This window comes from Streptomyces sp. NPDC107528, from assembly GCF_055639295.1.
Genome location: NZ_JBVKAV010000013.1, coordinates 82,862 through 103,396, shown reverse-complemented (window position 1 = coordinate 103,396; position 20,535 = coordinate 82,862). Strand labels below are relative to the sequence as shown.

Sequence of the window (20,535 nt, the reverse complement as noted above, 5' to 3'; positions counted from 1 at the left end):
TGGGCCGGCGGCGTCCTTTACAGCGTAAACCTCGGGCTCATGTTCCGGACGTGAGCGTTTCGGCCGCGAACATCCCCGTCCGATGCGCCACGGCCGCCGCCTCGCCCCTCCCGGAGACGCCGAGCTTGCCCAGGATGTTCGACACGTGGACGCTGGCCGTCTTCGGGGAGATGAAGAGTTCCTTGGCGATCTGGCGGTTGGTGCGGCCGGCGGAGACCAGGCGCAGGACGTCTCGTTCGCGGGTGGTGAGGCCGAGGGAGTCGGCCGGGTCGGCCGGGGGCGGGGCCGTCGTGAGGGCGAGGCGGGCTCGCTCGGCGAGGTGCGTCGTGGCGTCGACGAGCGGACGGGCGTCCAGGTGAGTGGCGGCGGCCCGGGTCAGCCGGAGCAGTTCCGTTGCGCGGGCGCGCTCGTCCTCGCCGCCGACGGCGAGCAGTGCCTCGGCCAGGCGGTGGCGGACCCGGGCGAGGTCGTAGGGCCGCTCCAGGGCCTCGAAGGCGGTGACCACGTCCGACCAGGTGGCGGTGGCGGTCCGGCCGTCGGCCCGGTCGAGTTCGGCCCGGGTCCACTTCTCGTAGGCCAGCCACAGGGGCGCGCCCGTGGTGAGCGTGCGGACTGCCTCGAAGAGCCGTTGCAGGAAGGCAGCGCGGCCCTCCGCGGCGGTGGGCAGCGACTGGGCGCGGGCGTCGGACTCGGCCACGGCGGCGGCGAGCAGCAGCGGCCAGGCGTAGCGGTGGGTGCCGGGCGGGAAGCCGGCGTCCAGGACCCGGGCGGCCTCCGCACGGGCGTCGAGGAGACGGCCCTCGGCGGCGGCTGTGCCGAGGGCCAGGCAGGACATCGGCAGGTTGTTCTGCGGCATGGGGTCGTGGGTGCCGTAGGAGGCGCGGGCGGCGGCGAGATGGCGGGCGGCCTCGGTGATCTCGCCGCGGGCGAGTGCGAGATGGGCGAGGCTGTTGGAGGCCCCGCCGCGCGGCTTGGCGGACTGCCCCGTGCGCTGGGCGTTCACCGCGGCGTCGGCGGCCTCGTCCCAGCGGCCCAGGGAGACCAGTGACTCGGCGAGGTTCGTCCAGATCCACGCCTCGGAGTCGCGCAGCCCCCACTCCTGAGTGAGGCGCAGTCCCTCGCGCAGGATGCCGACGGCGTCCTGCGAGCGGCCGATGGCTTCGAGCGCGGAGGGCAGGTTCACATGGCTCCGGCCCACCACCGTGGTGATGCCACGGGTCAGCACCTCTTCCTTGACCTCGTACATCTGGGCCAGTCCGGCGTCGATGTGGCCGGCGTCGACCATGAGGCCGCCGAGGGTGAGTCGCGCGTTGAGTTCGATGTCCTCGGCGCCCACCATGCGGGCGTACTCCACGGCCCGCTCGGCGGCCGACATGGCGTCGGGGCCGGGGGCACGCAGCATCGACCAGTTGGCCGCGGTGGCCAGCACCTCGGCGTGCACCTCGGACGGCGGCAGGCCGCGCACCAGCTCCTGGGCGGTGCCGAGCTCCTTCCAACCGTCGCCGCGGGCCAGGGCCTGCGTCAGGCGGGAGCGCTGGACCCAGAACCATGCGGCACGCATCGGATCGCCCTCGTCCTCGAGCAGATGCAGGGCCCGCTTGGTGATCTTCAGTGCGCGTTCGCGTTCGCCGCAGAGACGTCCGGCGACGGCGGCCTCGGCCATCAGGTCGAGGTAGCGCAGGGGTGTGGTGTCGGGGTCGCAGCCGCAGGGAGGGTAGGCCTCGGCGTAGTCGACGGGGCGCAGGGTGGCCCGGATGTCCTCGGGGGCGGTGTCCCACAGCTCCATGGCGCGTTCCAGCAGTCGCAGTTGCTCGGAGTGGGCGTGCCGGCGGCGGGCGGTGACGGAGGCGTCCAGGACGGCGGGCAAGGCCTTGGCCGGGTCGTGGGCGTGGTACCAGTAGCTGGCCAGCCGCATCACGCGCTCGCCGGCGGGGACGAGCGTCGGGTCGCTCTCCAGGGCTTCGGCGTAGCGGCGGTTGAGGCGGGAGCGCTCGCCGGGCAGCAGGTCGTCGCCGACGGCCTCGCGGACCAGGGAGTGCCGGAAGCGGTAGCCGTCGTCGCCGGGCGCAGCGATGAGGATGTTGGCGCCCACGGCGGCCCGCAGCGCCTCGATGAGGTCGTCCTCGGCGAGTTGGGCGACGGCGGCGAGCAGCCGGTACTCGACGGTGGAGCCGCCCTCGGCGACGGTCCGGGCGACCCGCTGGGCGCTGTCCGGCAGGCTCTCGACCCGGACGAGGAGCAGGTCGCGCAGGGAGTCGGTGAGGCCGGTGCAGCTGCCCTCGTGGGTGGCGACGGCGAGTTCCTCGACGAAGAAGGCGTTGCCGTCGGAGCGCTCGAAGATCTCGTCGACCTGGACCGGGTCGGGTTCGGTGGCGAGGATGCCGGCGATCTGACGGCCGACCTCGGCGCGGCTGAAGCGGCCGAGTTCGATGCGGCGGACCGTGCGCAGCCGGTCGAGTTCGGCGAGGAGCGGGCGCAGCGGGTGGCGGCGGTGGATGTCGTCGGAGCGGTAGGTGGCGAGGACGACGAGGCGGCCGGTGCGCAGGGTGCGGAAGAGGTAGGTGAGGAGGTGGCGGGTGGACGCGTCGGCCCAGTGCAGGTCCTCCAGGGCGACGACGACCGTGCGGCCCGCGGCGACGCGCTCCAGGAGCCGGGCCGTGAGCTCGAAGAGACGGGCCATGCCCTCCTCGTCGGAACGGTCCGCACCGCGGGTCGGGACCGTCTCGCCCAACTCGGGCAGCAGCCTGGCCAGTTCCTCCTCCTGGCCGGCGGCCGCGGCGGCCAGCTCGCCGGGCAGTGCGCGGCGCAGGGCGCGCAGCGCGGTGGAGAACGGGGCGAACGGCAGCCCGTCGGCGCCGATCTCGACGCAGCCGCCGAGCGCGACGACGGCTCCCCGGCCGGCGGCGGTGGTGAACTCCTCGACGAGGCGGGTCTTGCCGACCCCGGCCTCGCCGCCGATCACCAACGCCTGCGGCTCGCCCGCGGCGGCTCGGGCGAGGGCGTCGTTCAGTATCTCCAACTCGGCCGCGCGACCGACGAACACGGGACTGACGGACCGACTCTCCACGGGCTCGAGCATCGCATGCGCCACTGCGGGTCCGGCAGCGGTTTTCCGGGGGCTGTCGCCCCCGGACTCCCGCTTCGGCCCTGAACGGCCCTCGTCCTTGAGCGCCGGACGGACTGAGACGGCCGCGACCCGCGCCGGGAAGCGGCCGTCGGCATCCGTGATCCCCGACTTCACGCCGCGCGCGGATGCCGGAGCCTCCGGAGGCGGGACGTATGCGATTCCGCCGCCGCGCCCTTGGTGGAGCGCCTCGCGGCACGGCGGACGCGGATGGCCTCGCGGACCATGCGCTCGTGCTCGGCCTCGCGGATCAGTTCGGCGGAGCGGATGTGGTGGAGCTCGTACTCGAACATGGCAGGACCCTCGTTTTCCCTGGTGAGACGCGATTTCCGACATCGCTTTGTGCGATGGGTCAACCTTCGTCTCCCAGGCGGGTCCGCCACATCGGGAGAGTTCCGCATCTTCGGTGGCCGAGGGGGCCTTAGACGCGCGCGAGGGGCCTCAGGGCGCCGTCTAAGGTCCCTACGGCGGTCCTGAGGCCCCTCGGGGCCTGCGGTGATTCAGGTGGCTCAGCCCGCCGAGGGCAGGCCGAGCAGGGCGTCGGTGTACTTGAGCACCGCCAGCAGCAGGCCGATGACGCCGAGCGCGACACCGCCCCAGGCGACCGACTTGATCCACGGCGCCTGCGGCTTGCCGGGCGTCCCGAACGCGGGACGGGCGAGCACGACGACGCCGACGATCAGCGCGGCCAGCGCGAACACGCCGGCCCACAGGGCGGAGGTCTGCCAGGCGTCGCCGTAGACCTCCTTGATCTGGGTGGCGACGCCCGCGTTGGACGCGGTCTGCAGCTGGCCGATGAGGGTCTCGCGCGCGGCGGCGACCGTGCCGATCCAGCCTCCGGTCAGGGAGACGAGGCCGAGCGCCGCGGAGACGACCGCGGCCGCGCCCTGGCCGACAGCGGAGGGGCTCGCTTCCGTGGCCTGAGCGGTCACCTCGTCCTCGGCCTCGATGTCGTCGTTCTCCTCGGCCTCGTCGGAGCCGGTGGCGTCAGTGGCGTCGGTCGCCTTGACGACGTCCACCTTCTCCTCGTCGGTCTTCGCCTCAGTGCCTCGGTCGGCGCCGGTCTCGTCCACTGTCTTCGTTCCCATGCCTCGCACCGTACGGACGCTGTATGAGAGGTCTCTTAATGATCGTTGAGGCCTCTTACTGATCAGTGTGGACGGCACGCGTGCGTGCCTCACGCCACTCGGGGGCCAGGATCGACCACACCTCGACGTCGTGCCGCACCCCACGATAGGGGTAGCTCTCCCTCCGCACGCCCTCGTGGGTCATGCCGAGGCGGCGCGCCACATTCAGGCTGGGCGTGTTCCCGGCGGAGGCGATCCACTCGACGCGGTGCATGCCGCGCTGCTCGACGGCGAAGTCGATGAGGATGCGCATCGCGCGCGTGACCAGCCCCCGCCCGGTGCCGGCGGGCTCCAGCCAGCAGCCGACCTCGCAGTTGGCGTTCTCGGCGTCGAAGTTGAGGAAGAGCACCCCGCCGACCAGCTTGCCCTCCAGCCACAGGCCGTGCAGGAACCCGGTGTCGGCGGCGCGCATGTCGGCGTACCGCTGGAGCACCGCCCGCGCGGCGTCCACGTCCGTGGCCTTCGAGCCGAAGGGGACGTATTCGTTGATGAACTCCCGCCCGCGCTCCAGATGGGCCAGGAACTCCTCGGCGTGCCACGGCTCCAGTGGCCGCAACTCGGCTCCGTCGTCACCCAGCGATATCGCGTACATCGCCCCGCTGCTCCTTCTCCAGTTCCGCCACGACGTCGGTGAGCCTCTCATGGGCGGCGCGGGACTCGGGCGGCTCGATGCTGATGCGGGGCATGCGCTTGTCGAGCCAGCGGGGCAGCCACCAGTTGGCGCCGCCGAGCATGTGCATCAGGGCGGGGACGAGGAGGGTGCGCAGGACGAAGGCGTCCAGGGCGACGGCGGCGGCCAGCGCGATGCCGAACATGGCGATCACGCGGTCGCCGCTGAGGACGAAGGCGAGGAAGACCGAGATCATGATGACCGCGGCGGAGTTGATCACCCGGCCGGTCTCGGCGAGGCCGATGCGCACGGCCCGCCGGTTGTCACCGGTCTCCAGCCATTCCTCGTACATCCGGCTGACCAGGAAGACCTGGTAGTCCATGGAGAGGCCGAAGAGCACCGACACCATGATCACGGGGAGGAAGGGCTCGATCGGCCCCGCGCGGCCCAGCCCCAGCAGCTCGCTCCCCCAGCCCCACTGGAAGATCGCGACGACGACGCCGAAGGCGGCGGCGACCGCGGCGACGTTCATCGCGGCGGCCTTCAGGGGTATGCCGACGGACCGGAAGGCGAGCAGGAGCAGCAGACAGCCCAGGCCGATGACGGCGCCGACGAAGAGCGGGAGCTTGCCGACGATCACGTCGGCGAAGTCGTCGTAGCCGGCCGTCATGCCGCCGACCTGCACATCGAGCGAGGTGCCGGTCTCGGCGCGCGGCAGGACCTCGGAACGCAGCCGGTCGACGAGGTCGCTGGTCTGCCGCGACTGCGGCGAGGATTCCGGTACGACGGTGAGGTAGGCGGTGTCGCCGCCGCTGTTGTACGTCACCGGGGTCACCGCCGCGACGCCCTCGGTGGTGCGCAGGGTGGCGTCGAGGTTGTCGAGGGCGAGCTTGTCGTCGCCGCCGTCGACCCGGGTGACGAGGGTGAGCGGGCCGTTCACGCCGGGTCCGAAGCCGTCGGCGAGGAGGTCGTAGGCCTGGCGGGTGGTGGCGGACTCGGGGTTGTTGCCCTGGTCGGAGGTGCCCAGGCGCAGGCCGAGGGTGGGCAGCGCGAGGACCGTGATGACGGCCAGGGCGATCGCGCCGAGCGCCTTGGGGTGGCGCTCCACGAACGCGGACCAGCGGGCGGCGAACCCGGTCGGCAGCTCGGGCTGGGGTCCGTGCTCCGTCAGCCGGCGCCGCTCGCGACGGCTCAGGGCGCGCATGCCGATGAAGGACAGCAGAGCGGGCAGCAGGGTCACGGAGGCGGCGACCGTCAGGACCACGGTCAGCGAGGCGGCTATCGCGACGCCGTTGAGGAAGCTCAGCCGGAGGATCAGCATGCCGAGCAGGGCGATGCACACCGTGGCACCCGCGAACACGACGGCCCGTCCGGTGGTCGCGACGGCGTTCGTGATCGACTCGGTGACGGGCAGGCCGCGTTTCAGCCCGCGCCGGTGCCGGGTGACGATGAACAGCGCGTAGTCGATGCCGACGCCGAGCCCGATGAGCATGCCGAGCATGGGCGCGAAGTCGGCGACGGTCATGACGTGCCCGAGCAGCGCGATCCCGGCGTACGCGGTGCCGACGCTGACCAGCGCGGTGGCGATGGGCAGCAGCGAGGCGGCGAGCGATCCGAAGGCGAGGAAGAGCACGACGGCCGCCACGGCCACCCCGACGACCTCGGCGATGTGCCCGCCCGGCGACTCGGTGAGCCCGGCGGCGCTGCCGCCCAGCTCTACCTGGAGCCCGTCGGTCTCGGCGCCCTTGGCCGCGCTCACGACCGCCTGCGCGTCGCCCTCGTCGAGGCTCTCGGCTCCGGCGTCGAAGGTGACGGTGGCGTACGCCGTGTGCCCGTCCTCGCTGATCTGCGTGGCGCCCTGCTTGTCGTACGGGCTGCTCACGGCCGCGACTCCGGGCAGTTCCGCGATCTCGTCCAGGGTGCGTGTCATGGTCTGCTCAACGTCGACGGCGCGCACGGTGCCGGAGGTGGTGTGCCAGACGACGGTGCCGCTGTCGCCGCCGAGGCCGGGGAAGCCCTCTTCCAACAGCTGGGTGGCGCGGCCCGATTCGGTGCCGGGGACCTGGTAGTCGTTCGAGTACGCGGAGCCGGTCACGGCGGCGGCCGCGGCCACCCCTCCGAAGGCAAGCAGCCAGAGCAGTACGGCGACGAGGCGGCGCTGGACACACCAGCGTGCGAGGGCTGCCACGAACGTGCTCCCAGGACTATTTATGGATCTTTGACCGGGAACAGACGTTCATGTGAAGTGAACAGCCCGCAAAGAACGCGTGAGCGATGTGAAGCAAACTCTCGCAGGCGGAAATGATCGTTTGCCCCGTTCGTGCGCTTATTCACACGAGTGGGAGGCAGATCACAGGACAGTAACGGTCACTCTGTCGCTCAGGAGTGACGGCTTTCACATCAGTCGAACTGATCCCCCAGCGCCATCACCATCACTCCGGCGATGAGCAGCCACAGCGCCCGCCGGGTGCGACCCCGCGAGCCGAGGAACGCGCCGAGCGCGCAGACGGCGGCGCCGAAGGCGTAGGCGGCCGGGACGAGGGCCGGTGCGGAACCGGTGGCGCGCAGCATCGAGGCGGCCAGCCCGGCGAGGGCTAGCAGCGCCCCGGCCCCGGCCGCCGTCCAGCGGGCCCGCCTCGCCACCTGCGCCGGATCCTCGACGTCCTCCGAGTCTTCGACGTCCTCCAAGCCTTCGACGCCCTCCAGGTCTTCGACACCCTCCAAGTCCCTGCCGTCGTCCAGTTCCTCGGGCGTCTCGATCCGGTCCTCCCCCGACTCGGATATCTCGGAATCACCTCGTCCACTCATGGCGGGCGAGCGTAGCTGGTCGCGCTGGAAAACCGGACGCCGGGCCGTACCTGCACTGCTGGTTTCCGGAGGTCAGCCATGCTGCGGCACACCGCCGCCGACCTGAGCAGGTGCATTGTTCGAGCGTCCGGCCGAGCTCCTCCGTATCCCTCTCCGCCTTCCCGGACTCAAGGAGCCCGTTCACCGATGCAGGACATCACCCCGAGGACCTCGAATGAGGACCTCACCCAGCGGCTGACCCACCCCCGCCACCCCGCGCAGCAACAGCTACGACCCCCGCTGGGTCGTGGAGAACCAGATGGGCCCGAACGCACTCTGGCTGCTGGAGTGGCTGGCCCCAAGCCTCGGCCTGGAGGCCCTGCGCCCCGGCGCGCGCGTCCTCGATCTGGGCTGCGGGCGGGCCATGACCTCCGTCTTCCTGGCCAGGGAGTACGACGCCCAGGTCACCGCGGCCGACTTGTGGATCAAGCCCGACGACAACGCGGGGCGCATCGCCGAGGCCGGTTTCGCCGACCGTGTGCAGCCCGTGCACGCCGAGGCGCACGACCTGCCGTTCGCCGAGGGCAGCGTCGACGCGATCGTGAGCGTCGACGCGTACCAGTACTTCGGCACCGACGACCTCTATCTGCCCACCCTGACGCGGCTGTTGCGGCCCGGCGGGCGGATCGGCGTCGTCGTGCCCGCGCTGCGGGAGGAACCGGAAGGGCTCGAGCCGCCGGAGCATCTCGAGCCGTGGTGGGAGCCGGGCTACTGGTGCTTCCACTCCGCCAACTGGTGGCGACGCCAGTGGACCCGCAGCGGCGCCGTCGAGGTCGAGGCCGCCGACTGGCTGGACGACGGTTGGCGCGACTGGCTGCTGTGGTGCGAGGCGATCGCCGAGGAGAGCCCGGAGGAGTGGCATCGCACGATGGCACGCCAGGTCGGCGAGATGCTGCGCCATGACGAGGGCCGCGCGCTGGGCTTCGTACGGCTCGTAGGGCGCCGTAAGCCATAGCGCCGGGCAAGGCGACGGCCCCGGAGGACTTGCCTCCGGGGCCGTACGCGCTTCGGCTCAGCCCTCGCTGACGCCCAGCTGCTGAAGGATCAGCTCCTTGACGCGTGCCGCGTCGGCCTGGCCGCGGGTGGCCTTCATGACCGCGCCGACCAGGGCGCCGGCCGCGGCCACCTTGCCGCCGCGGATCTTGTCCGCGATGGCCGGGTTGCCGGCGATGGCCTCCTCGACGGCCGTGGTGAGCGCACCCTCGTCGGAGACGACCTTCAGACCGCGCTTGTCGACGACCTCGTCCGGGGTGCCCTCGCCCGCGAGAACGCCCTCGATGACCTGGCGGGCCAGCTTGTCGTTCAGGTCGCCCTTCGAGACCAGCTCGGTCACGCGGGCCACCTGCGCCGGCGTGATGGCCAGCTCGTCGAGCGCCTTGCCCGACTCGTTGGCGCTGCGGGCGAGTTCGCCCATCCACCACTTGCGGGCGGAGGCCGCGTCGGCACCGGCGTCGATCGTGGCGACGATCGGGTCCAGCGCGCCCGCGTTGAGGATCGCCTGCATCTCGACGGCCGAGATGCTCCACTCCGCGAGGAGTCGGGTGCGGCGGACCAGCGGCAGCTCCGGGAGGCCCACCCGGATCTCCTCGACCCACTCGCGCGAGGGGGCCACCGGCACCAGGTCCGGCTCGGGGAAGTACCGGTAGTCCTCGGCCTCTTCCTTCACGCGGCCCGAGGTCGTCGACCCGGTGTCCTCGTGGAAGTGCCGCGTCTCCTGGATGATCGTCCCGCCACCGCTCAGCACGGCGGCGTGCCGCTGGATCTCGTAGCGCGCCGCACGCTCCACGGACCGCAGCGAGTTGACGTTCTTCGTCTCGGACCGCGTGCCGAACTTCTCGGTGCCGTTCGGGCGCAGCGAGAGGTTCACGTCGCAGCGCATCTGGCCCATCTCCATACGGGCCTCGGAGACGCCGAGCGCCTTGATGAGCTCGCGCAGCTCACGGACGTATGCCTTGGCGACCTCGGGAGCACGCTCACCGGCGCCCTCGATCGGCTTGGTGACGATCTCGATGAGCGGGATGCCGGCGCGGTTGTAGTCGAGGAGCGAGTGCGAGGCGCCGTGGATACGACCCGTGGCACCGCCGACGTGCGTCGACTTGCCGGTGTCCTCCTCCATGTGGGCACGCTCGATGTCCACACGGAACGTCTCGCCGTCCTCCAGCTGCACGTCGAGGTAGCCGTTGAAGGCGATCGGCTCGTCGTACTGGGAGGTCTGGAAGTTCTTCGGCATGTCCGGATAGAAGTAGTTCTTCCGGGCGAAGCGGCACCACTCGGCGATCTCGCAGTTCAGCGCGAGACCGATCTTGATCGCCGACTCCACACCGATCGCGTTGACGACCGGGAGCGCGCCGGGCATGCCGAGGCACGTGGGGCAGGTCTGCGTGTTGGCGTCCTGACCGAGTTCGGTCGAACAGCCGCAGAACATCTTGGTCTTGGTGCCGAGTTCGACATGGACCTCAAGGCCCATGACGGGGTCGTACGACGCCAGAGCGTCCTCGTACGACACCAGGTCGGTCGTGGTGGTCACGGTGAAACTTCCCTCTCAGCCCAGCAGGACGTCGTCGTCGCCCAGCCGCTTCAGCTCGCGGTAGAGGATGGCGAGGCCGGTGACGATGGCGGCGGCGGACACGGTGGCGTCGATCAGGACCAGCGTGTCCTTCTCGGCGCGGGCCGTCTTGAGCCGCTTTGCGACGCCGAACGCGCCGAACGCGGTGGCGGCCATGGACAGGTACGTACCGGACTTGGACTTCTTGAAGCCCTTGGCCTTGGTCAGTGCACTCACAGCGACGGAGCCTCCTCGATCAGCGGGTGCCCCCACCTTTCCACGAAGGCGGCCTCGACAGCAGCGCCGACCTTGTAGAGCCGGTCGTCCTTCATCGCCGGAGCGATGATCTGCAGGCCGACCGGGAGGTTGTCCTCCGGAGCCAGACCGCAGGGCAGCGACATGGCCGCGTTGCCCGCCAGGTTGGTCGGGATGGTGCACAGGTCGGCGAGGTACATCGCCATCGGGTCGTCGGCACGCTCGCCGATCGCGAAGGCGGTGGTCGGCGTCGTCGGGGAGACGATCACGTCGACCTGCTCGAAGGCCTTCTCGAAGTCGCGCGTGATGAGCGTGCGGACCTTCTGGGCGCTGCCGTAGTAGGCGTCGTAGTACCCGCTCGACAGGGCGTACGTGCCGAGCATGATGCGGCGCTTCACCTCGGGGCCGAAGCCCGCCTCACGGGTGATCGACGTGACCGCCTCGGCGGAGTTGGTGCCGTCGTCGCCGGTCCGCAGGCCGTAGCGCAGGCCGTCGAAGCGGGCGAGGTTGGAGGAGCACTCGGAGGGCGCGATCAGGTAGTACGCCGAGAGCGCCAGGTCGAAGGACGGGCAGTCCAGCTCGACGATCTGCGCGCCCAGCTCCTTGAGGAGCTCGACGGACTCGTCGAAGCGCTGGATGACGCCGGCCTGGTAGCCCTCGCCGCGGAACTGCTTGACGACGCCGACGCGCATGCCCTCGACGCTGCCGTTGCGGGCGGCCTCGACGACCGGCGGGACCGGCGCGTCGATCGAGGTGGAGTCCATCGGGTCGTGCCCGGCGATGACCTCGTGCAGCAGGGCCGCGTCCAGGACCGTACGGGCGCAGGGGCCGCCCTGGTCGAGGGAGCTGGAGAAGGCGACCATGCCGTAGCGGGAGACCGCGCCGTACGTCGGCTTCACGCCGACCGTGCCGGTGACGGAGGCCGGCTGGCGGATGGAGCCGCCGGTGTCGGTGCCGATGGCGAGCGGCGCCTGGAAGGAGGCGAGCGCGGCGGACGAGCCGCCACCCGAGCCGCCGGGGATCTTGGTGAGGTCCCAGGGGTTGCCGGTCGGGCCGTAGGCGCTGTTCTCGGTGGAGGACCCCATGGCGAACTCGTCCATGTTGGTCTTGCCGAGGATGACGACGTCGGCGGCCTTCAGCCGCTTGGTGAGCGTCGCGTCGTACGGCGGGATCCAGCCCTCGAGGATCTTCGAACCGACGGTCGTCGGAATGCCCTCGGTGGTGAAGATGTCCTTCAGCGCGAGCGGGACGCCGGCCAGCGGGCCGAGCTTCTCGCCCTTGGCGCGCTTCTCGTCGACGGCGCGCGCCTGTGCCAGGGCACCCTCGCGGTCGACGTGCAGGAAGGCGTGCACCTTCTCGTCGACGGCTTCGATGCGGGCCAGGTGGGCCTCGGTGACCGACACGGCCGTGAGCTCGCCGGAGGCGATCTTCGCGGCGGTCTCGGCGGCCGTGAGCTTGATGATGTCCGTCATGGCGATTAGTCCTCCCCCAGGATCTGCGGCACCTTGAAACGCTGCTGCTCCTGGGCCGGGGCGCCGGAGAGCGCCTGCTCGGGGGTGAGCGACGGACGGACCTCGTCCGCCCGCATGACGTTCGTCAGCGGGAGCGGGTGCGAGGTCGGCGGTACGTCTTGGTCGGCGACCTCACTGACGCGGGCGACCGCGCCGATGATGTCGTCCAGCTGTCCCGCGAAGTGCTCGAGCTCTTCGGGCTTCAGCTCCAGACGCGCCAGCCGGGCGAGGTGGGCGACCTCCTCGCGCGTGATGCCAGGCATGCAGCGATCCTCTGGGGTGAGTGTGTGTGGTTTGGCCCAATCCTATGGGGCGGGGAGCCGTGCCCGTGAAACGGTTTCCCAGGGCCTCGTCCGTCAGTGACGGCGCCCCTCCCAGACCGCGCTCCTCATGAAGTGGTTGTCGTACAGCTCCTGCACCTCCAGCAGGCTCTCCGGGGTGGCCTCGCCGAGGGCGATGCGCTGGACATGGCGGAAGTACTCGAAGCGCTCGACGCCGGGTGTGATGACGATCAGGAGGTCGGCGTCGGCGCCCGGCACGGCGGCGAAGGCGTGCGGTTTGCCGGGAGGTACGACCACGAGGTCGCCGGGGCCGGCGGTGAGAACGTCCTCGCCGGAGAGGATCTCGGCGGCGCCTTCGAGCAGGAAGAACATCTCGGCGGAGTTGTCGTGCCAGTGCGGTTTGGCGCCGTCGGCGCCGCTCGCGAGCGTGACGCGCTGGGTGGACAGCGCACCGCCCGTCCGGCTGCTGTCGGCCAGCAGACGCATGGTGGTGGGCGCGCGGCCGACGACCTCCGCCTCGGCCTCGCGGACGACCACGGACTCGTCGAACTTCGGAACGAACAGCGACATGTCGAACCCCCAGTGACGGTCTTGACGTACTCGGACGAGGTCATCGGACGAGGTCATCGGACGAGGTCAGACGAGGAAGAGCAGGGCGGCGCTGATCAGGACGACGATCGCCGTGGCGAAGTGGATCCCGAACGCGACGGCCTTCGTACCGCCGTGCCGCAGCACTATCAGTGTGTCGAAAAGCGGCACGATCGCCACGGCGAGCATGAACCAGGCCTCGGCACGGGCGCCGGCGAAGAACAGCAGCGCCAGGCCCGCCACTCCGAAGGTGCCGTCGCGCAGTCCCTTGACGGACAGGTAGGCGCCCGCGTCGCCGTCCGGCCGGGCGGGGACGCCGTAGCCGGTGGCGGCGGAGGCCGGCTGGAACAGGAAGCGGTACCCGAGGAACACGCAGAACAGGTTGAGCACGACGGCCAGGGTGTACGCGGTCACGGTCATGCCTTCACTCCTTGCTAGCAACGCTAGGGACAAGAGCGAAGCTAGCAGAGCATCGACAGTCACGCTAGCGCTGCTAGAATTCCTGGCATGTCGATCCAGACGCGCAAGGAGCGCGAACGAGCGGAACGCGAGCGGCTCATCGTCACGGCAGCGCGGGAACTCGCCGAGGCCGAGGGCTGGGACGCGGTGACGACCCGCCGGCTGGCGGCGGAGATCGAGTACAGCCAGCCGGTCCTCTACAGCCACTTCAAGGGCAAGGACGCGATCATGGCCGCGGTCGCGGTGCAGGGGTGCGCCGACATGGCCGACGAGTTGCGTACGGCCCGTACGGCGGCGCAGGGCAAGCGCGCTGCGCTGGTGGCGGTGGGCGAGACGTACACGGCGTTCGCACGTCGCCGGCCGGCGCTCTACGACGCGATGTTCACGCACCGGGTGGACCTGCCGTTCGCCACCCCCGAGGCCCCCGAGGCGCTACAGCGGGCCTTCGCCGAACTGCTGGCAGCGGTCGAGCCGATCGCGGCCGAGGGAGACGACCCGGGCCTGCTCACGGAGACGTACTGGGCGAGCCTGCACGGCCTGGTCACGCTGATGCGGAGCGGGCGGCTGCCGGAGGGAGCGCACGAGCGACGGCTGGAACTGCTGACGGGTCACTTCACGGCAGGCGCGGACAGCTAGGAACGCCGCGCGAAACGGCCCTTCTTCAGGCGACTCGCACGCAGGGCCTTCATTCGGCGGCCGGCAGCGCCGCACGCGGCCGCTGCCAACCGCGCGACCCCCGCGCCCGCAGCCATGCCGTGGTCTCCTCGGGCGGCATCGCCGCGGCGACCAGCCATCCCTGTACGGCGTCGCAGCCCAGGTCCCGCAGACGTTCCCAGGTCTCGTCGTCCTCGACGCCCTCGGCGACCACGAGCAGGCCCAGCGAGTGCGCGAGGTCCACGGTGCAGCGCACGATCTCCGCGTCCTCGTTGTCCACCGCGAGCCGGGCCACGAACGAGCGGTCGATCTTCAGCTCGCTCACGGGCAGCCGTCTGAGGTGCACGAGGGACGAGTACCCGGTGCCGAAGTCGTCCAGGGACATCTTCACGCCGTGCCCGGTCAGCGCGGCGAGCGTGTCCGCGGCGCGCTGCGGGTCCTCAAGCAGGACGTGTTCCGTTATCTCCAGTTGGAGCGCTCCCGCCGGGACACCGTGCCGGGCGAGCCGCGCGGCGACGGAGCCGGCGAATCCGGGGGTGTGGACGTCCCGCGGGGAGACGTTCACGGCGACGGGCACGAACAGCCCCTGGGCCCGCCACCGGGCCACCTGTGCGAGCGCCGTCTCCAACACGTACTCCGTCAGGTGCGGCATCAGCCCGGACGACTCGGCGATCGCTATGAACTCGTCCGGCGGCACCTTCCCGCGTTCGGGATGCACCCAGCGGACCAGGGCCTCGAGGCCGGCGACCTGTCCGTCGAAGCGGACCTTCGGCTGGTAGTGCAACTCGACCTCGCGCGCGTCGAGCGCCCGGCGCAGATCTCCCAGCAGGCCCAGCCGGTCCGGCGTGTTGGAGTCCCGCTTCGACTCGTAGACCTCCACGCCCGTACGGTCCCGCTTCGCCTGGTACATCGCCACGTCCGCGCGCCGCAGCAGCCCCTCGGCGTCGAGCGCGTGGTCGGGGAAGACGGCGACACCGGCGCTGGCCTCCAGGACCAGGGTGAGGCCGTCGAGGTCGAGCGGGGAACTGAGGGCGGCGACGAGGCTGCGGGCCACTCGGGTCGCGGACGTCGTGGAGTCGGCGACCGGCAGTAAGACGGCGAACTCGTCACCACCGAGCCGCGCGGCCTCCGCTCCGCGCGGCAGGGCGAGCCGCAGCCGGTCGGCTATCTGCAACAGCAACCGGTCACCGGCGAGATGACCGAGCGTGTCGTTGACCGATCGGAAACGGTCGAGGTCGATCAGCATCAGGGCCGACCGGGCGCCGATGCGCTCGGCGTCGTCGAGCGCGGTCCAGATGCGCTCCAGCAGCCACTGCCGGTTGGGCAACCCGGTCAGCGGGTCGCGCAGTTGCTCCTCCGCCCGCGCCCGGGCGATCCACAGAGTGGAGTCGAGGGCGACGAGCGGGATGGAGAACAGCGGCAGCAGCAGGGGCTTGGCGGTGGCGACCACACACACGAGCGGGGCGATGCCGAGCAGCGCGACCGCGACCAGCCCCTGTCTGACCAGGGCGGTGCGAGCGACGGTGGGCAGGCCGCCGCGCGGGGCGTGCAGGTACCAGAGCAGCACCCGCGTGACCGCGAGATAGGCGGCGGCGACGAGCACCACGCCGGGGGCCGTGTAGAGCGTCCAGGTGTCGGGGTCCCAGGGGTTCTCGACGGTCGGTACCCGGCCGAAGGCCGCCAGCACGAGGGCTCCGGCGGCGATACCGAGGATGTCCACCGCGCCGTGCAGCACGCCCTGCAGCCAGCGCCCCCGCCGGGCGATGCCCACCAGGACGACGACAGTGAGGCTGACCATGCCGGCCGGCACCCAGCCGTACAGCATCAGCACGGCGAGGGTGAGGGCGGCGCCGGATCCGGTGCCGCCCCACCAGCGGGCGCGGCCGAGGGCGACAAGATGGCCGACGATGATGCCGGTCAGCACGGCCAGGGACCAGCCGACGGTGCCGGACGGGAAGAGGGCGTGGTCGCCGGAGAACGCCCGGTAGAAACCGGCGCCGAGAACGAACCCGGCTGCCGCGACGACCGCCGCGGGCAGCGTGGGCCAGGACAGGTGCCGTTCGTGATCGGAGCCGGACAGCCCGTCGGCGTGCTCGGCGCCGAACGGCACGGCGGTGCGGCCCTCCGTCACGACCTTCCGCCCGGCGGCGCTCCCCGCACCCTTTTCCGCACCACTTTCCGTCCGCGAACGCTCCGCGGTCCGTGCCGCCCACCCTCGCCACGCGCCGGCGATCCGGCGCAGCCGTGAGTCGGGGGCGGCACTCTCGGTCGGTTCCATTCCCGTCCCTCTCACAGCCGGCGGTGCCCACGCCACGCGGCCCGATGCCCGACAACAACCTTCAACGGCACCGCGTTGGAAAACCCTTCCCCTCGCCCTTCAAAGCCCTGCAGAGCCAAGGGGATGCCCCGACCGCAGCTGGGCACGGCAGGCGCACACCTCAACAGTAGGCCGCAGAAGGCTTCCACGGGCAGCGGTCGTCGACGGTTGCCCGAATGCGCCCCAGCCACCCGTATGCATCTGATATGCGCCGATCGGGGGGCCTTCAACCGCTACTCCTCTGCGGGGAGCGCAACTTCGGCCGCTGCGTCGGGCCCCTGTTCCAGCAGGACGTTGAAGCCGTCCTCGTTCAGAACAGGCACCTTGAGCTGCATTGCCTTGTCGTACTTGGACCCAGGATTGTCACCTACGACAACAAAAGATGTCTTCTTCGAAACGGAACCGGTCACTTTCGCTCCGCGAGTTTGCAGCGCCTCCTTGGCGCCATCGCGTGTGAAGTGCTCCAGCGTGCCGGTGACGACGACGGTAAGCCCTTCCAGCGGACGCGGTCCCTCGTCCTCCCCGGAGCCCTCCTCCTCCGTGCGGACACCGGCCGCCTTCCACTTGCGCAGGATCTCCTGGTGCCACTCCTCGGCGAACCACTCCTTCAGCGAGGCGGCGATGATCGGGCCGACCCCGTCGGTGTTCGCCAACTCCTCCTCGCCGGCCTGCTCGATGCGGTCGATGGAGCGAAACTCGCGGGCCAGCGCCTCGGCGGCGACCGGTCCGACGTGGCGGATCGACAGGCCGGTGAGGATGCGGGCGAGCGGACGCGCCTTCGCGGCGGCGATGTTCTCCAGCATCGCGACCGCGTTCTTCTTGGGCTCGCCCTGCTGGTTGGCGAAGATCGTGACGATCTTCTCCTCGCCGGTCTTCGGGTCGCGCTTGGGCAGGCCGCTGTCCTGGTCGAGGACGTACGCCTTGATGGGCAGCAGCTGCTCCACGGACAGGTCGAAGAGGTCGCCCTCGTCCAGCAGCGGCGGCTCGGACGGCTCCAGCGGCTTGGTGAGCGCGGCGGCGGCCACATAGCCGAAGTGCTCGATGTCCAGCGCCTTGCGGCCCGCGAGATAGAACAGCCGCTCACGCAACTGGGCCGGGCAGCTGCGGGCGTTCGGGCACCGCAGGTCGACGTCGGCCTCCTTCATGGGCCTGAGCGCAGTGCCGCACTCCGGGCACTCGGCGGGCATCACGAACTCGCGCTCGCTGCCGTCACGCAGGTCCACCACGGGCCCGAGGATCTCCGGGATCACGTCACCGGCCTTGCGCAGCACCACCGTGTCGCCGATGAGGACGCCCTTCGCCTTGACGACGTCCTGGTTGTGCAGGGTGGCGAACTCGACCTCCGAGCCCGCGACCGTGACCGGCTCGACCTGGGCGTACGGCGTGACCCGGCCCGTACGGCCGACGCCCACACGGATGTTGAGGAGCTTGGTGTTGACCTCCTCCGGCGCGTACTTGTACGCGATCGCCCAGCGCGGCGCGCGCGAGGTCGAACCGAGACGGCCCTGGAGCGGGATCTCGTCGAGCTTGACGACGACGCCGTCGATCTCGTGCTCAACGGAGTGGCGGTTCTCGCCGTAGTACGCGATGAACTCCCGGACGCCGTCGAGGCCGTCGACCACCCGGGCGTGCGTGGAGGTGGGCAGGCCCCAGCTCTTGAGCAGGTCATAGGCCTCGGAGAGGCGGCCCATGCCCTGGTACCCCTCCAGGGCGCCGATGCCGTGGACCACCATGTGCAGCGGAAGCGTCGCCGTGACCTTCGGGTCCTTCTGCCGCAGCGAACCGGAGGCGGAGTTGCGCGGGTTTGCGTACGGCTTCTCCCCCGCCGCCACACGCCGTGCGTTGAGGTCCGCGAAGGCCTCCATCGGGAAGTAGACCTCGCCGCGGATCTCGACGAGCCGCGGCACACGATCGCCCGTCAGCCGATGCGGGATCTCCGCGATCGTCATGACATTCGGCGTGATGTCCTCGCCGATCCGGCCGGTACCCCGGGTGGCGGCCCGGGTGAGCCGGCCGTCCTCGTACGTCAGGTTCACCGCGAGACCGTCGACCTTGAGCTCGCACAGCAGGTGGTAGTCGGGACCGCCGACGTCCTTGGCCACTCGCTCCGCCCAGGCGGCGAGGCCCGCGTCGTCGAAGACGTTGTCCAGGGAGAGCATGCGCTCGCGGTGCTCCACCTCGGCGAGGTCCGTCTCGTATTCGACGGCGACCTTCTGGGTCGGCGAGTCCGGTGTGCGCAGCTCCGGATACTCGTCCTCCAGCGCTTCGAGGGAGCGCAGGAGGTCGTCGAACTCCGCGTCGCTGATGACCGGAGCGTCCTTCACGTAGTACCGGAAGCGGTGCTCCTCGATCTGCTCAGCGAGCTTCGCGTGCTTCTCCCGTGCCTGTGCGGGCACCGTCGTCTCCGCTTGCTTGTCGCCGGCCACCGTATTGTCCTCCCGTTACTCTGGGTTGTCCGCGAGGGATCTCGCCGCCCGGGCGCAGTGCGCGAGTGCCTTGCGTGCGTACTCCGGGGAGGCCCCCGCGAGTCCGCACGACGGCGTGAGGGTGACCGCCTCCGCGAGAAGCCCCGGTGACAGCCCCAGCCTGCGCCACAACGTCCTGACACCCATGACGCTACCGGCAGGGTCTGACAATGGGCCGTCCGTGCCCGGGACGACACCTGCGAAGAGCCGCGTGCCCCCTTCCACGGCCTCGCCGATCACGTCGTCGTCACGCTCGGTGAGGAGCGAGAAGTCGAAGGAGACCGCCGCCGCACCCGCCCGGCGCAGCAGGGCGAAGGGGACGTCCGGTGCGCATGAGTGGACCACGACGGGGCCGTCGCCGTGAACCCCGACGACGTCGCGCAGCATGGCCTCGATGATCTGCCGGTCCACGGCGCGGTGGGTCCGGTAGCCGCTGGCGGACTTCACCTGTCCGCGCAGTACGGCGACGAGGGAGGGCTCGTCGAGCTGGAGGACGAGCCGGGCGCCGGGTACGCGGCGCCGGACCTCCTCCAGGTGCTGCCGCAGCCCCTCGGCGAGCGAGGCGGCGAGGTCGCGGCAGGCGCCGGCGTCGGAGAGAACGACCTCGCCGTTCTTCAGCTCCAGCGCGGCGGCCAGGGTCCAGGGCCCGACGGCCTGGACCTTCAGCAACCCCTCGTATCCCTGAGTGAACTCCTCCAGCGCGTCGAGGTCCTCCCCCAGCCACGACCTCGCCCGCCTGGTGTCCCGGCCGGGCCGGTCTCCGATCCGCCATCCGCTGGGCTCCACGCGCGCGTACAGCTCGACGAGCATCCCCGCCGTCCGCCCGATCATGTCCGCGCCGGGGCCGCGGGCGGGCAGCTCGGCGAGGAACGGGAAGTCCTCGAAGGACCCGGTGACGGTCTTGGCGGCCTCACGGGCGTCGCCGCCGGGCATGGAGCCGATGCCGGTGGCTCCGCCGAAGCTGAACTGGGTGGTGTCGTTACTCACCCCCGAAGCCTACGTAACCCTCCGGGGTGGGGACCGTCCTGGGGGACGGGCTGAAACACCCGGGAGCTGCCGTCAGTTTCCCGGTCGTACCGTCAGGTCGTTGACCTCGGCGTCCCTCGGGAGGTCCAGGGCCATCAGGATCGTCGTGGCGACCGACTCGGGGTCGATCCACTTCGACTCGTCGTACTCCTTGCCCTCCTGCTGGTGGACCTTCGCCTGCATTGGGCTGGCGGTGCGGCCGGGGTAGACGGACGTGACCCGGACGCCGTTGTCGTGCTCCTCGTTGCGCAGGGAGTCGGCGAGGGCCTTCAGGCCGTGCTTGGACGCGGCGTACGCGGACCACTCGGCGCTCGCGCGCAGGCCCGCGCCCGAGTTCACGAAGATCACGTGACCGCGGTCTGCGCGGAGTTGGGGAAGGAAGTGGCGGGTCATTTCCGCCGGGGCGATCAGGTTCACGTTCAGCTGGTGGCGCCAGGACTTCGGCGTCAGGTCGCCCACCGGGCCGAGGTCGACGACCCCGGCGATGTGGAGCAGCGAGTCCACGCGGTCCGGGAGCGCCTGGTGGGAGAAGGCCCAGGACAGCTTGTCCGGGTCCGCCAGGTCGCCGACCAGCGTCTTCGCGCCGGGAAACTGGGCCGCCAGCTCCTTCGCGCGGCCCGCGTCGCGCGCGTGGAGGACGAGATCGTCCCCGCGCGCGTGCAGACGGCGGGCGACGGCCGCGCCGATGCCGGAGCCCGCTCCGGTGATCACATGAGTAGCCATGAC

At 71.0% G+C, this 20,535-nt stretch carries 17 protein-coding genes and 1 pseudogene; 2 read left to right on the top strand and 16 right to left on the bottom strand.

What is annotated here, in order from left to right; all coding sequences use genetic code 11:
• Positions 1–37 precede the first annotated feature (37 nt).
• The 6 genes from ACZ7L5_RS35710 to ACZ7L5_RS35685 all read right to left on the bottom strand — a co-directional run bounded on the left by ACZ7L5_RS35710 (position 38) and on the right by ACZ7L5_RS35685 (position 7,669).
• Complete coding sequence (locus tag ACZ7L5_RS35710) at positions 38–3,079, bottom strand: helix-turn-helix transcriptional regulator (protein WP_471522242.1); 3,042 nt, start codon at positions 3,077–3,079, stop codon at positions 38–40.
• A gap of 158 nt (positions 3,080–3,237) precedes the next feature.
• Positions 3,238–3,417: a hypothetical protein gene (locus tag ACZ7L5_RS35705; protein ID WP_471022439.1), complete on the bottom strand. Its 180-nt coding sequence runs from the start codon at positions 3,415–3,417 to the stop codon at positions 3,238–3,240.
• Positions 3,418–3,633: 216 nt separating this feature from the next.
• Positions 3,634–4,212, bottom strand: coding sequence for a hypothetical protein (locus ACZ7L5_RS35700; RefSeq protein ID WP_471522240.1), 579 nt, complete (start codon positions 4,210–4,212; stop codon positions 3,634–3,636).
• A 55-nt stretch (positions 4,213–4,267) separates the two neighbouring features.
• Positions 4,268–4,843 (bottom strand): GNAT family N-acetyltransferase, encoded by a 576-nt coding sequence (locus ACZ7L5_RS35695; protein WP_471522238.1) that lies wholly within the window; start codon positions 4,841–4,843, stop codon positions 4,268–4,270.
• Positions 4,821–7,049 carry an MMPL family transporter gene (locus ACZ7L5_RS35690; protein ID WP_471522236.1) on the bottom strand — a complete coding sequence of 743 codons (2,229 nt, stop codon included), beginning with the start codon at positions 7,047–7,049 and terminating at the stop codon, positions 4,821–4,823. Before ACZ7L5_RS35690 ends, ACZ7L5_RS35695 begins: the two co-directional genes overlap by 23 nt.
• 212 nt (positions 7,050–7,261) lie before the next feature.
• Positions 7,262–7,669 carry a hypothetical protein gene (locus ACZ7L5_RS35685; RefSeq protein ID WP_471522234.1) on the bottom strand — a complete coding sequence of 136 codons (408 nt, stop codon included), beginning with the start codon at positions 7,667–7,669 and terminating at the stop codon, positions 7,262–7,264.
• A 186-nt stretch (positions 7,670–7,855) separates the two neighbouring features.
• Here ACZ7L5_RS35685 and ACZ7L5_RS35680 point away from each other — a divergent pair.
• Positions 7,856–8,663 (top strand): annotated as a pseudogene (locus ACZ7L5_RS35680) (SAM-dependent methyltransferase).
• Between the two features lie 57 nt (positions 8,664–8,720).
• On the opposite strand, the gene gatB reads toward ACZ7L5_RS35680, so the two are convergent.
• The 6 genes from gatB to ACZ7L5_RS35650 all read right to left on the bottom strand — a co-directional run bounded on the left by gatB (position 8,721) and on the right by ACZ7L5_RS35650 (position 13,308).
• Complete coding sequence (gene gatB, locus ACZ7L5_RS35675) at positions 8,721–10,235, bottom strand: Asp-tRNA(Asn)/Glu-tRNA(Gln) amidotransferase subunit GatB (protein ID WP_471522232.1); 1,515 nt, start codon at positions 10,233–10,235, stop codon at positions 8,721–8,723.
• A 15-nt stretch (positions 10,236–10,250) separates the two neighbouring features.
• Positions 10,251–10,490, bottom strand: a complete 240-nt coding sequence (locus ACZ7L5_RS35670) for a hypothetical protein (protein WP_328423132.1) — start codon at positions 10,488–10,490, stop codon at positions 10,251–10,253.
• Positions 10,487–11,980 carry an Asp-tRNA(Asn)/Glu-tRNA(Gln) amidotransferase subunit GatA gene (gene gatA / locus ACZ7L5_RS35665; protein WP_363032574.1) on the bottom strand — a complete coding sequence of 498 codons (1,494 nt, stop codon included), beginning with the start codon at positions 11,978–11,980 and terminating at the stop codon, positions 10,487–10,489. The genes ACZ7L5_RS35670 and gatA overlap by 4 nt, the downstream gene beginning before the upstream one ends.
• Positions 11,981–11,985: 5 nt before the next feature.
• The gene (gene gatC, locus ACZ7L5_RS35660) at positions 11,986–12,282 is read right to left on the bottom strand and encodes an Asp-tRNA(Asn)/Glu-tRNA(Gln) amidotransferase subunit GatC (RefSeq protein WP_007384860.1); all 297 of its coding nucleotides are present in this window, start codon (positions 12,280–12,282) and stop codon (positions 11,986–11,988) included.
• A 93-nt stretch (positions 12,283–12,375) separates the two neighbouring features.
• Positions 12,376–12,870, bottom strand: a complete 495-nt coding sequence (locus ACZ7L5_RS35655; protein ID WP_471522230.1) for a cupin domain-containing protein — start codon at positions 12,868–12,870, stop codon at positions 12,376–12,378.
• A gap of 66 nt (positions 12,871–12,936) precedes the next feature.
• The gene (locus ACZ7L5_RS35650) at positions 12,937–13,308 is read right to left on the bottom strand and encodes a DUF4267 domain-containing protein (RefSeq protein ID WP_471522228.1); all 372 of its coding nucleotides are present in this window, start codon (positions 13,306–13,308) and stop codon (positions 12,937–12,939) included.
• Between the two features lie 87 nt (positions 13,309–13,395).
• On the opposite strand from ACZ7L5_RS35650, the gene ACZ7L5_RS35645 reads away from it, so the two are divergent.
• Positions 13,396–13,983: a TetR/AcrR family transcriptional regulator gene (locus tag ACZ7L5_RS35645; protein WP_363032580.1), complete on the top strand. Its 588-nt coding sequence runs from the start codon at positions 13,396–13,398 to the stop codon at positions 13,981–13,983.
• Between the two features lie 49 nt (positions 13,984–14,032).
• Here the strand turns inward: ACZ7L5_RS35645 and ACZ7L5_RS35640 are convergent, their stop codons facing one another.
• The 4 genes from ACZ7L5_RS35640 to ACZ7L5_RS35625 form a co-directional block, all read right to left on the bottom strand.
• Complete coding sequence (locus ACZ7L5_RS35640) at positions 14,033–16,279, bottom strand: putative bifunctional diguanylate cyclase/phosphodiesterase (protein ID WP_471522226.1); 2,247 nt, start codon at positions 16,277–16,279, stop codon at positions 14,033–14,035.
• Positions 16,280–16,551: 272 nt separating this feature from the next.
• On the bottom strand, positions 16,552–18,744 hold the full coding sequence (gene ligA, locus ACZ7L5_RS35635) for an NAD-dependent DNA ligase LigA (protein ID WP_471522224.1): 2,193 nt from the start codon (positions 18,742–18,744) through the stop codon (positions 16,552–16,554).
• Positions 18,745–18,759: 15 nt separating this feature from the next.
• Positions 18,760–19,770 (bottom strand): methionine synthase, encoded by a 1,011-nt coding sequence (locus ACZ7L5_RS35630; protein WP_471522222.1) that lies wholly within the window; start codon positions 19,768–19,770, stop codon positions 18,760–18,762.
• Between the two features lie 72 nt (positions 19,771–19,842).
• Positions 19,843–20,532: an SDR family oxidoreductase gene (locus ACZ7L5_RS35625; protein WP_471522220.1), complete on the bottom strand. Its 690-nt coding sequence runs from the start codon at positions 20,530–20,532 to the stop codon at positions 19,843–19,845.
• Between the last annotated feature and the right edge of the window lie 3 nt (positions 20,533–20,535).